This is a genomic window from Streptomyces sp. NPDC102467, assembly GCF_044765445.1.
In the GTDB taxonomy this organism is placed as follows: Bacteria; Actinomycetota; Actinomycetes; order Streptomycetales; family Streptomycetaceae; genus Streptomyces.
Map to the genome: position 1 here is coordinate 24,605 of NZ_JBIWKA010000002.1, position 12,695 is coordinate 37,299.

At 71.4% G+C, this 12,695-nt stretch carries 11 protein-coding genes and 2 pseudogenes; 5 read left to right on the forward strand and 8 right to left on the reverse strand.

What is annotated here, in order from left to right:
* Positions 1 to 4: 4 nt before the first annotated feature.
* The 5 genes from ACIREE_RS03195 to ACIREE_RS03215 are packed head-to-tail and all read right to left on the reverse strand — an operon-like array spanning position 5 to position 5,367.
* Complete coding sequence (locus ACIREE_RS03195; RefSeq protein ID WP_404145413.1) at positions 5 to 817, reverse strand: DUF1295 domain-containing protein; 813 nt, start codon at positions 815 to 817, stop codon at positions 5 to 7.
* The gene (locus ACIREE_RS03200) at positions 814 to 2,082 is read right to left on the reverse strand and encodes a class I SAM-dependent methyltransferase (protein ID WP_404145416.1); all 1,269 of its coding nucleotides are present in this window, start codon (positions 2,080 to 2,082) and stop codon (positions 814 to 816) included. Before ACIREE_RS03200 ends, ACIREE_RS03195 begins: the two co-directional genes overlap by 4 nt.
* Positions 2,079 to 3,347, reverse strand: coding sequence for a class I SAM-dependent methyltransferase (locus ACIREE_RS03205; protein WP_404145419.1), 1,269 nt, complete (start codon positions 3,345 to 3,347; stop codon positions 2,079 to 2,081). The genes ACIREE_RS03200 and ACIREE_RS03205 overlap by 4 nt, the downstream gene beginning before the upstream one ends.
* On the reverse strand, positions 3,344 to 4,075 hold the full coding sequence (locus ACIREE_RS03210) for a DUF1365 domain-containing protein (protein ID WP_404146781.1): 732 nt from the start codon (positions 4,073 to 4,075) through the stop codon (positions 3,344 to 3,346). Before ACIREE_RS03210 ends, ACIREE_RS03205 begins: the two co-directional genes overlap by 4 nt.
* Positions 4,075 to 5,367, reverse strand: coding sequence for an NAD(P)/FAD-dependent oxidoreductase (locus ACIREE_RS03215; RefSeq protein ID WP_404145422.1), 1,293 nt, complete (start codon positions 5,365 to 5,367; stop codon positions 4,075 to 4,077). The genes ACIREE_RS03210 and ACIREE_RS03215 overlap by 1 nt, the downstream gene beginning before the upstream one ends.
* A gap of 168 nt (positions 5,368 to 5,535) precedes the next feature.
* On the opposite strand from ACIREE_RS03215, the gene ACIREE_RS03220 reads away from it, so the two are divergent.
* Positions 5,536 to 7,131 (forward strand): molybdopterin-dependent oxidoreductase, encoded by a 1,596-nt coding sequence (locus ACIREE_RS03220; RefSeq protein WP_404145425.1) that lies wholly within the window; start codon positions 5,536 to 5,538, stop codon positions 7,129 to 7,131.
* A 127-nt stretch (positions 7,132 to 7,258) separates the two neighbouring features.
* The gene (locus tag ACIREE_RS03225; RefSeq protein ID WP_404145428.1) at positions 7,259 to 7,909 is read left to right on the forward strand and encodes a fasciclin domain-containing protein; all 651 of its coding nucleotides are present in this window, start codon (positions 7,259 to 7,261) and stop codon (positions 7,907 to 7,909) included.
* Between the two features lie 97 nt (positions 7,910 to 8,006).
* On the opposite strand, the gene ACIREE_RS03230 is transcribed toward ACIREE_RS03225, so the two are convergent.
* The 3 genes and pseudogenes from ACIREE_RS03230 to ACIREE_RS03240 all read right to left on the reverse strand — a co-directional run.
* Positions 8,007 to 8,219, reverse strand: coding sequence for a hypothetical protein (locus ACIREE_RS03230; protein WP_404145431.1), 213 nt, complete (start codon positions 8,217 to 8,219; stop codon positions 8,007 to 8,009).
* Positions 8,220 to 8,411: 192 nt separating this feature from the next.
* Positions 8,412 to 9,359: pseudogene (locus tag ACIREE_RS03235) on the reverse strand (DsbA family protein).
* Between the two features lie 26 nt (positions 9,360 to 9,385).
* Positions 9,386 to 9,576: pseudogene (locus ACIREE_RS03240) on the reverse strand (transcriptional regulator); the annotation flags it as partial.
* Between the two features lie 135 nt (positions 9,577 to 9,711).
* Here ACIREE_RS03240 and ACIREE_RS03245 point away from each other — a divergent pair.
* The 3 genes from ACIREE_RS03245 to ACIREE_RS03255 all read left to right on the forward strand — a co-directional run bounded on the left by ACIREE_RS03245 (position 9,712) and on the right by ACIREE_RS03255 (position 12,693).
* Positions 9,712 to 10,218, forward strand: a complete 507-nt coding sequence (locus ACIREE_RS03245; protein WP_404145434.1) for a cupin domain-containing protein — start codon at positions 9,712 to 9,714, stop codon at positions 10,216 to 10,218.
* 162 nt (positions 10,219 to 10,380) lie between these two features.
* Entirely contained in the window at positions 10,381 to 11,097 is a 717-nt protein-coding gene (locus tag ACIREE_RS03250; protein WP_404145438.1) for an MIP family channel protein, read from the forward strand.
* 285 nt (positions 11,098 to 11,382) lie between these two features.
* The gene (locus ACIREE_RS03255) at positions 11,383 to 12,693 is read left to right on the forward strand and encodes a glycoside hydrolase family 18 protein (protein ID WP_404146783.1); all 1,311 of its coding nucleotides are present in this window, start codon (positions 11,383 to 11,385) and stop codon (positions 12,691 to 12,693) included.
* Positions 12,694 to 12,695 lie beyond the last annotated feature (2 nt).

Here is a 12,695-nt window from a genome sequence, read left to right on the forward strand (position 1 = left end):
CGGTTCAGTCACGCGGGCGCCGGGGCGGGCGCGGGAAGAAGCCGCTGGTGCGCGCGGCGTACGCGGCATACCCCGGGCGGTCCGCCATGTGCCGCTCCAAAAGGGGCTTCCCGCTCCCGTTGAGGAGGAGGAAACTCATGGTCAGTGGCGAGGCGAGTGCGATGACGGCCGGCCACGGCCCGGCCTCGCAGGCCAGGAGGAACAGACCCCACCACACACAGAAGTCCCCGAAGTAGTTCGGGTGCCTGGTCCAGCTCCACAGACCCCGGTCCATGATCTTTCCGCGGTGCGCGGGGTCGGCCTTGAAGCGGGCCAGTTGATGGTCCCCGACGGCTTCGAAGCACAGGCCGACGGCCCACACGACGGCGCCGGCGATCGTGATCGGGGACAGGCCCGCGGGGGCGAATGAGGCGATCTGGACCGGGAGCGACACCAGCAGGATCAGCGCGCCCTGGAGGAGATACACCATGCGCAGGGCGTAGAGGACGCGGTTGCCCGGTGCCTTGGCCAGCAACCGGTCGTAGCGCGGGTCCTCGCCGTGGCCGCGGGAGCGCCACGCGATGTGCAGGGCGAGCCGCAGACCCCAGACCGCGGTGAGGAGCAGCACGAGGACGCGGCGGGCGCCGTCGCCTTCGCCCGCCGAGAGTCCGTACGTCGTGGCGGCCACCGCGGCGAACCCGACGCCCCAGGCCACATCGACGCCCCGGTGCCGACCTGTGCGGACGCCGACGGCGAAGGCGGCCAGCACCACGATCAGGACCGAGGCCGCGGATGCGCCGATGTTCAGGGCGAAGGCCGCCCAGGGGAAGCCGTTCATGAGCCCGCCCCCGCCGGGAATTCGGGGCGTACGGCCAGCATCTGGTCGACGCCCATCCGGCCTTGCTCGAAGGCGAGTCCGCCGCCGACGAGATACAGGCGCCACACCCGGGCCCCCTCCTCACCGATCAGCCGCACGGCCTCGTCCCAACCCTCTTCCAGGGTCCGCAGCCACGCGGCGACGGTATGGACGTAGTGCTCGCGCATCGCCTCCACACCCACCACCTCGAGACCCGCTCCTTCGATGAGCGTCACCGTCTCCCCCAGTGGCCTCATGTGCATGTCGGGTGCGATGAAGGCCTCGATGAACGCGCCGCCGCCGGGCGCCTGCCGGCCGCGCGACATCTGCTGGAGCAGGATCCGCCCGCCGGGCCTGGTCCGGTCGTGCAGCAGTCGGGCGAAGGCGGGGTACTCCGCGTCGCCGACGTGCTCACCCATCTCGATACTCACGACCGCGTCGTACCCGACGCCCGCGGGCTCCCGGTAGTCCTGGCAGCGCACCTCCACCCGGTTCTCCAGACCGCGTGCGCGAGCCTGCTCCTCGACATACGTGGCCTGTTCCGCGGCAAGCGTGACCGCGGCGACCTGGACGTCGTGGTGCTCGGCGGCGTACAGCGTGAGCGCGCCCCAGCCGCAGCCGATGTCGAGGAGCCGGTCGCCCGGACTCAACTGAAGCTTCTGGCAGATGAGTTCGAGCTTGGCCCGCTGGGCGTGCGCCAGCTCCGCATCGGACGCCGGCTCGGGCCAGAACGCGCACGAGTAGGCCATCGTGTCGTCCAGCAGGAACCCGTAGAAGGCGTTCGACAGGTCGTAGTGGTGGCTGATCGCGGCACGGTCGCGGGCCCTGCTGTGCAGGGCGCCGCGCAGCCGGGACTGGGTGACCGGCGGGGCGGGCGGCGGGCCGAGCGCGCCGAGGCGGATCAGCGTGCGCACCGCGCGGGCACGGTCGGCCAGGGAGACCCGTGGCCGGTGCACCGCCTGTTCCCGGGCCGCCCGCCACATGGTGCGCAGGGCCTCGCCGAGGTCGCCGTCGACATCGATCTCGCCGGTGACGTACGCCTGGGCGAGCCCCAGTTCGCCCGGGTGCCACAGCAGGCGGCGCAGCGCGCGGCGGTGGCGGACGACGACCGTCGACGTGCCCGTCGGGCCCGCTTCGCTGCCGTCCCAGGTCCGCAGGGCCAGCGGCAGGGGCCCGCCGAACGCGTCATCGGCGAGCGCGGCGAGGCGCGCGGCGGCGCCCTTGTGGGCAGTGGCGGGATTGCTCATCGGCGGGTGGGCTCCTTCGTGAACAGGTACTGCTGGACGTCGAGGTAGCCGGAGCGGAACCCGGCCTCGGAGTAGGCGAGGTAGAACGTCCACATGCGGCGGAACGTCTCGTCGAAGCCGAGGGCATCGACCGCGTCGGCGCGCTCGGTGAAGCGCTCGCGCCACAGCCGCAGCGTCTCGGCGTAGTGCGGGGCGAGGCCTTCCCTGCGGGCTGTGCGCAGCCCCGTGTGTTCGCGGGTGATTCGGTCGATGACGTCGACGGACGGCAGCAGCCCGCCGGGGAAGATGTACTTGTGGATCCAGGTGTACGTGTGGCGGCTGGCCAGCATCCGGTCGTGCGGCATGGTGATCGCCTGGACGACGGCCCGGCCACCGTCGGCGAGCCGCTCGTCGAGGGTGCGGAAGTATCCGGTCCAGTACTCCTCACCGACCGCCTCGATCATCTCGACGCTGATCACGGCGTCGTACGTGCCCGTGCTCGCCCGGTAGTCACACAGCTCGATGGCGACCCGGTCCGCGTGTCCCGCGTCCCGCACCCGGGCCGTGGCGAGGTCGCGTTGTTCGGCCGAGAGGGTCAGCGACGTGACGTGGGCGCCGCGCGCCGCGGCCCGCAGAGCGAGTTCGCCCCAGCCGGTACCGATCTCCAGGACCCTGGTCCCCTCCCCGACGGCGGCCAGGTCGAGCAGCCGGTCGATCTTGCGCTGCTGGGCGGCCGCCAGCACGGATCGGTGCGCGGGGAAACTGCGGAACAGCGCGGAGGAATAGGTGAGCGTGTCGTCGAGGAAGAGGGCGAACAGCTCGTTGGACAGGTCGTAGTGGTGGCTGATGTTCGCCCGTGATCCGGCCAGGGTGTTGCGCTGCGACGCGGGCCGGCGTGGGGCCCACAGCTCCCGCAGGCGCTGGAGCGGGCCCGGGACCAGGGTGGCCGCGTGCTCGGCGAGGACGGTGAGCACGCCGACCAGGTCATCGGCCTCCCACTCCCCGGCCAGGTACGACTCGCCGAAGCCGATGAGGCCTTGGGCGCCGATGCGGCGGTGGAAGGCCGCCGGATCACGCACCGCGAGCAGGGGGCCGCCCAGGCCGACGGTGTCCTGGCCGGCGTACCGCACCCGAAGGGGCAGCCGGTTCAGGGCGGAGCGGACGACCGCGCGCGCGACGGCCGTGCGGGCGCCGGAGGCACGGGGCAGCGCCGCGACATCGGGCCAGCGTGCCGCGTCCGCTCCGGTGCGGGGCAGGGCCGGGGCCCCGGTGGAGATGAGGGTCATCGCATGCCTTTCTGGACCTGGTGGCGCGGGCGCGGCCGAGGGCGCAGACCGCGCAGCAGGAGACGTATGCCGTGCATCCGGATCGCGGCGGACACCGCGTAGGTGGCCAGCGGGTGCCGCAGGACGGTGCGCGTGACAGCGAGCGGAGTCGCGGGGCGTCGCTCGCCGCGGACCGTCGCGGTGAACGGCGGCGCGCCGGGGTTGTCCAGCCGCACCGTCAGCCGCAGTTGCGCGCCCGGCGTCGGCAGCCGCATGCGGTAGCGGCCCTCGACGGCGTTGAACGGTGACACGTAGAACTCCTTGTCCACCTCTGCCTCGCCCTGGTGGTCGGGGTGCAGTACGTAGCAGTGGCGTTCGCCGTACGTGTTGTGGACTTCGGCGACGACGCAGCGGGGGGTTCCGTCGGACGCGCGGCACCAGTAGAGGGTGAGCGGGTTGAAGACGTGGCCGAGCACGCGCGCGTGGGCCAGCATGGCCACGCGGTCCGTGGCGGCCAGGTCGATGCCCCGCGCCGCGAGGAAGGCGCCGAGCCGTTCGCGCAGGGTGGTGCCGTCGCCGCCGAGATGGTCACGGGCGTCGAAGTGGGCGAACCAGCGCAGAGGGTACGCGAGGCGGGGTGGGCGGTCGATGTCGACGAGCCACATGTAGGTGCGGTGGCGCAGGGTGTGGCGGACCGGGCCCGTGCGGACGTGCGCGACGGTGCAGGGGTAGAGCGCGGGGGTGCGGATCACCAGGGCACCCCCAGCGCGGCGGCGGCCTCGACGCCCGAGCGGCAGCCGTCCTCATGGAAGCCCCAGCCGCCGTAGGCACCGGCGAACGCCGTGACAGGTCCGTTCAGTTCGTGCAGCCGGCGTTGCGCGGCGACCGACTCGGGCGTGAACACCGGGTGTTCGTACACCATGCTCGCCAGGACCCGGCACGGATCCACGCGATCCGCGCCGTTGAGGGTCACGAGGAACCGCTCCGGGGCCTGAAGGCGCTGCAGCCGGTTCATGTCGTAGCTGACCCGTACCGCCGCCGCGTCCGTGTCGCACGACGGCATCAGGTAGTTCCAGGAGGCTCTGGCTCCCGTGCTGCGCGGCAGGACAGTGGTGTCGGTGTGCAGGAGCGTCGGGTTGCGGGAGTAGCGGAAGGCGCCCAGGACGTCGCGTTCCCGCCCGTCGGCGTCGGAGAGCAGGCGCAGCGCCTGGTCGGGGTGGACCGCGAGGACCACGGCGTCGTACGTCACCGTCCCGAGCCGGTCGGTGCTGATGTCGACGCCTGCCGCGTGCCGACTCACCGCGCGCACGGGGGTGGCCGCGTGCACGGCGCCGAGGTTCTTGGCGACGCGCTCCACGTAGGTGCGCGAGCCTCCCGTCACGGTGCGCCATACCGGTGATCCGCTCACCGCGAGCATCCCGTGGTGGTCGAGGAACCGGAAGAGGTGGGCTGCCGGGTACGCGTGCGCCGTACGGGCGTCGCAGGACCAGACGGCGGAGACCAGCGGCGTAAGGAAGTGGGCGACAAAGTAGGGAGAGAAGCGCTCGGCGGCAATGAACTCACGCAGTGTGTCCGGGGCTGGTGAGTCCTCGCCGGCCTGCGAGAACGACGACTCCAGGGCGCGGCGGGCCGCCCGGTAGAAGCGCGGCACCTCGGCCAGCATCCGCAGATACGGTGCCCGGAGCGCGTTGCCCGGTCGGGCGAACAGGCCGCGCGCGCCGCGTGCTCCGGCGTACTCCAGGCCGCAGCCCTCGCACCGGACGGACATGCTCATCTCCGACTCCTGTGTGGCGACGCCGAGTTCGGAGAAGAGCCGCAGCAGGTTCGGGTACGTACGGCGGTTGTGCACGATGAACCCGGAGTCGACGCGGTGCACCCGGCCGTCGGCCGAGGCCACGTCGTGGGTGTGCGCGTGCCCGCCGAGCCGGTCGTCGGCCTCGTACAGACTCACCTGGTGGGAGCGGCTGAGAATGTGCGCCGCCGTCAGCCCGGCCACTCCGCTGCCGACGACCGCTGTGCGCCGTCCCGTCCCGTCGGGCATCGTGCTCCTTTCGCCCGGCCCCCGTCGGGGGCTCTCACCTGTGATCCGGAGCGGACGCCGCCGTGGATTGCCCCGGAACGGTCACCTTCTCTTCGGACGATCGCGGCGGCGTTGGCCCTAAGGCGTGAACGACCAATCCGAGCGGGCCGCGGGGACGGATTCCCGGACATGGACGACGCAACTCACCAGCCGCTCCGCGGCATCTCCCGCCTGTCGCTGGGCGCACTGAGCGGCCTGCTCGCCGGATACGCGGCGATCGCTGTCGCCGAACTGGTCGCCGCCGCCGTACGGCCCGAAGCGGGGCCGGTCATCGCGGTCGGCGGCGCGGCGATCGATCGCACCCCGCCCCCGGTCAAGGACTGGGCGATCCGCCAGTTCGGCACGGACGACAAACTCGTGCTGCAGCTCGGCATCCTCGCCGTGCTGACCCTGCTGGCGCTCGCCCTGGGCATGCTGGCCACCCGGTGGCGGCTGACCGGCTCGGCCGGGGTCCTCGCGTTCGGTGTCGTCGGCGGTCTTGCCGCGGTCAACCGGCCCGACTCGACGAGCTTCACCGATGCCCTGCCGTCCGGCGCGGGTGCCGTGGTCGGCGCCGCCCTGCTGTACTGGCTGGTCGGACGCCTCGCACCGGTCGAGGGGACCCACGATCAGGGCGCCGCCACCGGGGAGCCGGGCTGGGACCGGCGGGGCTTCCTCATCGCCGCCACCGCGGCTGCCGCCGCCTCCACCGGCGCGGGCCTCGCCGGCCGGGCGCTCAGCGGCTCCCAGGGCCGGGACGCGGCCGCCTCACGCGACGACGTCGTACTGCCCGCTCCCGCGTCGAAGGCCGCGCCCGTGCCCCGCGGCGCCGCACTGCGGATCGGCGGCATCAGCCCGTTCATGACCCCGAACGGCGACTTCTACCGCGTCGACACCGCCCTGACCGTGCCGAAGGTCGACGCCACCACCTGGAAGCTCCGCATCCACGGCAAGGGCGTCGCACGCGAACTGACCGTCTCCTTCGCCGACTTGCTGAAAATGCCCCTGCTCGAACGCGACATCACCCTGACCTGCGTATCCAACGAAGTCGGCGGCCCCTACGTCGGCAACGCCCGCTGGATCGGCGTCCGCCTGACCGACCTGCTCGAGCGGTGCGGGGTACGTCCGCCGTCCGCGGGCGGCCCCGCCGACCAGCTCGTGGCCCGCTCCGTCGACGGCATGACCATCGGCAGCCCCGTCGAGGACGTGATGGACGGCCGTGACGCCCTGCTCGCCGTCGGCATGAACGGGCAGCCGCTGCCGTTCGCGCACGGCTTTCCCGTCCGCATGGTGGTGCCCGGCCTCTACGGCTATGTCTCCGCCTGCAAATGGATCCAGGACATCGAGCTGACCACTTTCGACTCCTACGACTCCTACTGGGTCAAGCGGGACTGGGCCAGGCAGGCCCCCATCAAGACCGAGTCGCGGATCGACACGCCCAAGCCGTTCGCCCGCCCGAAGACCGGCACCGTCATGGTCGCGGGGGTCGCCTGGGCCCAGCACCGCGGCATCGACAAGGTCGAGGTCCGCGTCGACGACGGGCCCTGGGAAGAGGCCCGCCTCGCCGCCGAGGACACCCGCGACACCTGGCGCCAGTGGTCCTACCCCTGGCAGGCCACCAAGGGCGGCCACACGCTGACCGTACGGGCCACCGACCGCACCGGTGTGACCCAGACCGACAAGCGCGCCCCGACCATTCCCGATGGTGCCTCCGGATGGCATTCCGTGGTCGTCACCGTCGACTGATCGGCGCGGCTCCCGCACACCGGATTTCACTCATCCGGGCGAGACACCAATCCGCGTGGCCATCAGGTCCGGATTCCCCGCGACGAAGGCAGATCGCCTTTGTGAACCACCTCGTTGAGGAGTTGCCATGCGCACTCGAATCCGTCGTATCGCCGTTGCGGTCACCGTCAGCGCCGTCCTGCCCCTGGCCCTGACCGCCTGCTCCGACAGCGACTCCAAGGACAAGGCGTCCGACGGCGCCTCGGCCGGCTCCTCCAAGGCATCGGACATGGCCAGCCCTTCCGGCGACACGGCCACCATGAGCGAGCCGTTCGGTCCGGGCTGTTCCTCGGTGCCCAAGAACGGCTCCGGCTCCTTCGACGGCATGGCCAAGGACCCCGTCGCCACGGCCGCCTCCAACAACCCCGCGCTCTCCACCCTGGTGACGGCCGTGAAGAAGGCCGGCCTCGTCGACACCCTCAACAACGCGAAGAACATCACGGTGTTCGCCCCCACCAACGACGCCTTCGCCAAGATCCCGAAGGCGGACCTGGACAAGGTTCTCAACGACAAGGCCATGCTCACCAAGATCCTCACGTACCACGTGGTGGGCCGGCAGCTGGCACCCAAGGACCTGGAGAAGGGCTCGTTCGAGACGCTGGAGAAGTCCAAGCTCACCACGTCGGGTTCCGGTGAGTCCTACAAGGTCAACGACTCGGCCAACGTGGTCTGCGGCAACGTGAAGACCGCCAACGCCAACGTCTACATCATCGACTCGGTGCTCATGCCCAAGAGCTGACGCGAGCGCACCTGCCCTGCGGAACCCGGCCGGACGTCACCCACGACGTCCGGCCTTCCGCGCGTCTGAGTCGGAATTCAGGCAGCGTCAGCCAGTGTCAGTCGGCGTGCTTGCCCATCGCGCCGTGGACCGCCTGGCGGGCTTCGTAGAAGTCGGCGTCCGAGACGTCCGGGTCGTCCTCCACCTCGCTCAGCCAGTCCTCCATCTCCTCCGGCTGCCACAGATCGAAACCCTGGGGGATGTCGAGCGTCGTGGTGCTCGCACGGAGCTGCTCCACCGCAGCGGCCTCCTGGACACTGCGAGTGCTCACCTCGGTCACCGCGCCACGTCCTTCCGGTCTTCATAGGGGAACGGTCCGGCGACCCTGCCAGACACACCCCGAGTGTGTCCAAACCGGCCTGTCCCCCAGCCGGTCACGATCCCGTCCGCCCGCGCGAACCACGTTCCGAGAAACGTGACGACCTCGGCCGCCACCGAGCGGTACTGCTGGTCGATCAGCTCGTCAGGGAGCGTCGGGTGCGCCCTGCGCGTAGCGGGGGCGGCTCCGGGCATCTCCGGGCTGCAGCCACAGCGGGCCGCCCGCGGTGTCGGCGCGCACCGCGCCCGGCGGCGGCCAGTGGCCGGTCGTCAGCGCCCGGCTCTCGGGCCCGGTGAGGCTGAGGTGGTGCCGGAGCGCCTGCGCCGCGGGCAGCGTCGGCGCGGCCTTCGGCAGCAGGCCGGGGCTCAGCTCCTCGACCGCCGCGGCGTACTCCTCGTAGGGGCGCCAGCCGGGCACGACTCGGCGGTCATCGGCGGTCATCGGCGGTCATCGGCGGTCATCGGCGGTGCGGAACAGCAATGTCGGCAAGGCGTACCGGAGTTGACCGTCCGCGGTCTCCTCAGCCGCGCCGGGGTGCGGCGAGTCGGAGTCGACACGGAGCACCTCGGGGACCGGTCGGCGTGCCTCCGCGCGGTCGGCCCGCACGCGCTCCCGTACGGCGTCGGAGGCCGCGTCGGCCCGCAGTCGCTCCGGATCCAGATCCGGCACTCCCTGTACGGCGAACAGAGCGGAGTGGGGCCTGTCGGCGGGACGGCCCGTCACGAACATGGTCTCGCGCAGTCGCCGCAGCACCCGGTCCGCGACACAACTCCCCTGCAGCTCCGCCGCCTTGGCGGTCAGGGACGCGGGCCAGGAACTCGCGGCGACCCGGAACAGCAGTGCCGCGCGGGGCGCTTTCGTGTGGCGGCAGATCTCCTCGACGTAGCGGGCGTACCGGACCGTCCTTGCCACCGGGTCGGGTGGCGGCGGGTCATCGTCGTCGGCGGCGGCGGCGGCGAACAGGATGCAGTACGCCCTGCGCCAGCGGACCCGTCCGTCGAGAGCCGCCCGCAGGCGCCGGAACGTGGGCTCGGAGCCCCAGGCCGAGGGGCACAACGGGTCGGTGTACTCGACGACTTCGAGCTCCGTCACGCGGCGCTCCTGTGACCCTGCGCCCGCGGTTCGCCGCGCAAGGTGATCAACCCGCCGTCGACAGCCCGCGCGACATCGATGCGGGTGACCACCTCGGCGCGGACGCCCAGCCAGTAACCGCCCTCGCCGACTGCGCACCAGCCAGCGGACGATCGAGTTTTCGGGCGAGCTCGAGGAGTGCCCGTGTCGCGTAGTCCGCCTTCGCGGAGATATGCATGCACACATCATGCCCGAACCCCCTGCTGCGGCAAGGCCTTCTCCCTGGCCCGTTCGGTTGCGGGAACATTGCCGCAGGTGAGAGCCGATGGACACCGCTTGACATCCTTTTCGGGCGCGCTCTAGCGTCCCGGCCATGAGTGATGCGCTGACCACCCCTGGCGAAGGTTTCCACCCGCATCTCCACGACGCCCCGGAGCTTCCGGCCACCCCGCCGCAGAGCCGCCTGCACCACATCCGCGCGGACTCCCTGGACGGCGACACCGCCCAGACGGGCGGCATGCGCCGTTTCGCCGCCGTCAGCGGCAGCGCCGTGGGCTCGGAGAAGCTCTGGATGGGCCAGACCCATGTCGCCCCCGCGACGTCCTCCTCCGACCACCATCACGGCGAGTCGGAGACCGCCATCTACGTGGTCAGCGGACACCCGGAGTTCGTCTTCCTGGAGGACGCGGGCGACGGCGAGAAGGAGATCCGCCTGCGCACCGCGCCGGGCGACTACATCTTCGTACCCCCGTATGTGCCGCACCGCGAGGAGAACCCGGACCCTACCGACGAGGCCGTGGTCGTCATCGCGCGCAGCACGCAGGAGGCGATCGTGGTGAATCTGCCGAAGCTGCACGCGTTGCCCGCCCAGGACAGCTGAAAACCGATCCGCTCCAGCCGATCGCGGAATTCACCCGTTCGGCCCCGCATCGCCACTCCCGGCAGGCGCTCCGACCCACCGGGCTCAACGCTCTACATACGGCTGATCCCAACTGATCTCATCGCTCGGCGCGTGAGGTCTCGAGGTATGCGGGTGGTGGCGATGCGCACGAGAGCGTTGGCGTCGGAGTTCATCGGAACTCTGCTCCTGGTCTTCTTCGCCGTGGGCTCCGCGGTCCTGGGGGTCGAATTCATCGGCACCCTCGGCATCGCGCTGGCCTTCGGCTTCACGCTGCTGGCCCTGGCCTACGCGCTCGGACCGATCTCCGGGTGCCACATCAACCCGGCGGTGACGCTGGGCATGCTGTGCGCGCGCCGCATCGACGTGCGCACAGCGATCGGCTACTGGGTCGCCCAGTTCGTCGGCGGCATCGCCGGAGCGGCGCTCCTCTTCCTGCTGGCCAAGCAGGTGCCCGGCTTCCACGCCAAGGGCGCCTTCGGCAGCAACGGCTACGGAGCGCGGTCCGCGGTGCACATCAACACCGGAGGCGCGTTCCTCGCCGAGGTCGTCCTCACCTTCCTCCTCGTGTTCGTCGTGCTCGCCGTGACGCACCGGGTCGCCGTCACCGGCTTCGACGGCCTGCCGATCGGTATCGCCCTCGCCGTGATCCACCTGGTCGGCATTCCGCTGACCGGCACGTCGGTCAACCCGGCGCGCAGCCTCGGCCCGGCCCTGTTCGCCGGTGGTCCTGCTCTTTCGCAGCTGTGGCTGTTCATCGTCGCGCCCCTGGTCGGTGGCCTGATCGCCGCGCTCGCGCACCGGGTGACCCACCCGGTGGGCGAGGACCGCACGATCGCCGACGAGGTGTCGGCGGCCTGACAACCTGCCTCTGAGCCCCCGTCGTCCGGGGGCACCTCCCGCCCGAGTCGGCCGAAGCCGGTTCGGGCGGGAGCGCGTGTGCTCGACGTGCGCGCCGGGCGTCGGGGCCCTGGCGACCTCGGGTGAAGCTCCGGCTCTCCGGCCCGGGTGGGCGGCGCGGCAGTACGGGACATGACTCTTGACCTTGGTGGTCCAGACCAATAACTTCAGCTGCGTGCACGCCAGTTGTCCTGTACCGCGCCCTGTCGCCACCTCACAGGAATGAGCCCGTCCATGCACGCACGCATGCGCCGAAGACTTCTCACCCGGGCGGCCGTCGCCGTCAGTTCCCTCTCGCTCCTCGCGGCCTTCGCGCCCGCCGCGGCCGCCCACGACGGCCACCGGGACTCGCTCCGGCGCGTCGGCTACTTCACTCAATGGGGCGTCTACGGACGGGACTTCCAGGTCCAGGACCTCAAGAAGAGCGGCGCGGCCGCCCGTCTCACCCACCTCAACTACGCTTTCGGCAACGCGAGTCCGGACGGCACGTGCCTGATGGGCAACGTGCCGGGCGAGTCCGATCCCTGGGCCGACTACGAGCGCCCGCTCGACGCGGAGAACTCCGTCGACGGCGTCGCCGACACCGACACCCAGGCCCTGGCGGGCAACTTCAACCAGTTGCGCGAGCTGAAGGCCGAGAACCGGGGCCTCAAGGCGATGATCTCCCTCGGCGGCTGGTCCTGGTCCACGCACTTCTCGGACGCGGCCCGCACCCCCGCCTCCCGCAAGGCCTTCGTCGCGTCCTGCATCGACCTGTACATCAAGGGCAACCTCCCCCAGGACGGCGCCCGCGGTGGCCAGGGGGCGGCGGCCGGCGTCTTCGACGGCATCGACATCGACTGGGAGTGGCCGGGCTCCGAGGGCGACACGGACACCGTGTACCGGCCCGAGGACAAGCGGAACTACACCGCTCTGGTGGCCGAGTTCCGCAAGCAGCTCGACGCGTACGGCCGCACGCGGCACAAGCACTACGAGCTCTCCGCGTTCGTCCCGACGGCTCCCGCGAAGATCGACGCGGGCTTCGAGGTCCGCAAGATCATGAAGGACTTCGACTTCGTCAACCTACAAGGTTACGACTTCCACGTCAGCGGCGAGAAGACGACCGCCCAGCAGTCGGCCCTGTACGCCCGCGACGACTTCAGCGTCGACGGCACGGTCGAGGCCTGGCTGCGCCGCGGCGCACCCGCCCGCAAACTCGTCGTCGGTATGCCCTTCTACGGGCAGGGCTGGACCGGCGTCACGGGCGGCGGCGACGGCCTGGGCCAACCCGCCGCCGCACCGGCACCCGCCCAGTGGGCCGCCGGCTACGCCGACTACAAAGAGCTGAAGGGCTGGGCGAGTTCGGGTATGTACACGGTGTACAGGGATCGCCGCGCCGGCCACGCCTGGCTCTTCGACGGCACGACCCTGTGGACCTATGACGACCCGCAGGTCCTGCGCCGGAAGTCGGCCTACGTTCGCGCCAAGGGGCTGGGCGGCGCGATGTTCTGGTCCCTGGACGGTGACACGCCGGACGGGGAGCTGGTCCGCACGGTGGACCGGGCGCTCGGTAGCTGACC

Coding starts and splice junctions, on each gene's coding strand:
- ACIREE_RS03220 (WP_404145425.1), top strand. CDS start 5,536: ATGGACGACGCAACTCACCAGCCGCTCCGCGGCATCTCCCGCCTGTCG.
- ACIREE_RS03255 (WP_404146783.1), top strand. CDS start 11,383: ATGCGCCGAAGACTTCTCACCCGGGCGGCCGTCGCCGTCAGTTCCCTC.
- ACIREE_RS03225 (WP_404145428.1), top strand. CDS start 7,259: ATGCGCACTCGAATCCGTCGTATCGCCGTTGCGGTCACCGTCAGCGCC.
- ACIREE_RS03205 (WP_404145419.1), bottom strand. CDS start 3,347: ATGACCCTCATCTCCACCGGGGCCCCGGCCCTGCCCCGCACCGGAGCG.
- ACIREE_RS03195 (WP_404145413.1), bottom strand. CDS start 817: ATGAACGGCTTCCCCTGGGCGGCCTTCGCCCTGAACATCGGCGCATCC.
- ACIREE_RS03245 (WP_404145434.1), top strand. CDS start 9,712: ATGAGTGATGCGCTGACCACCCCTGGCGAAGGTTTCCACCCGCATCTC.
- ACIREE_RS03250 (WP_404145438.1), top strand. CDS start 10,381: ATGCGCACGAGAGCGTTGGCGTCGGAGTTCATCGGAACTCTGCTCCTG.
- ACIREE_RS03200 (WP_404145416.1), bottom strand. CDS start 2,082: ATGAGCAATCCCGCCACTGCCCACAAGGGCGCCGCCGCGCGCCTCGCC.
- ACIREE_RS03215 (WP_404145422.1), bottom strand. CDS start 5,367: ATGCCCGACGGGACGGGACGGCGCACAGCGGTCGTCGGCAGCGGAGTG.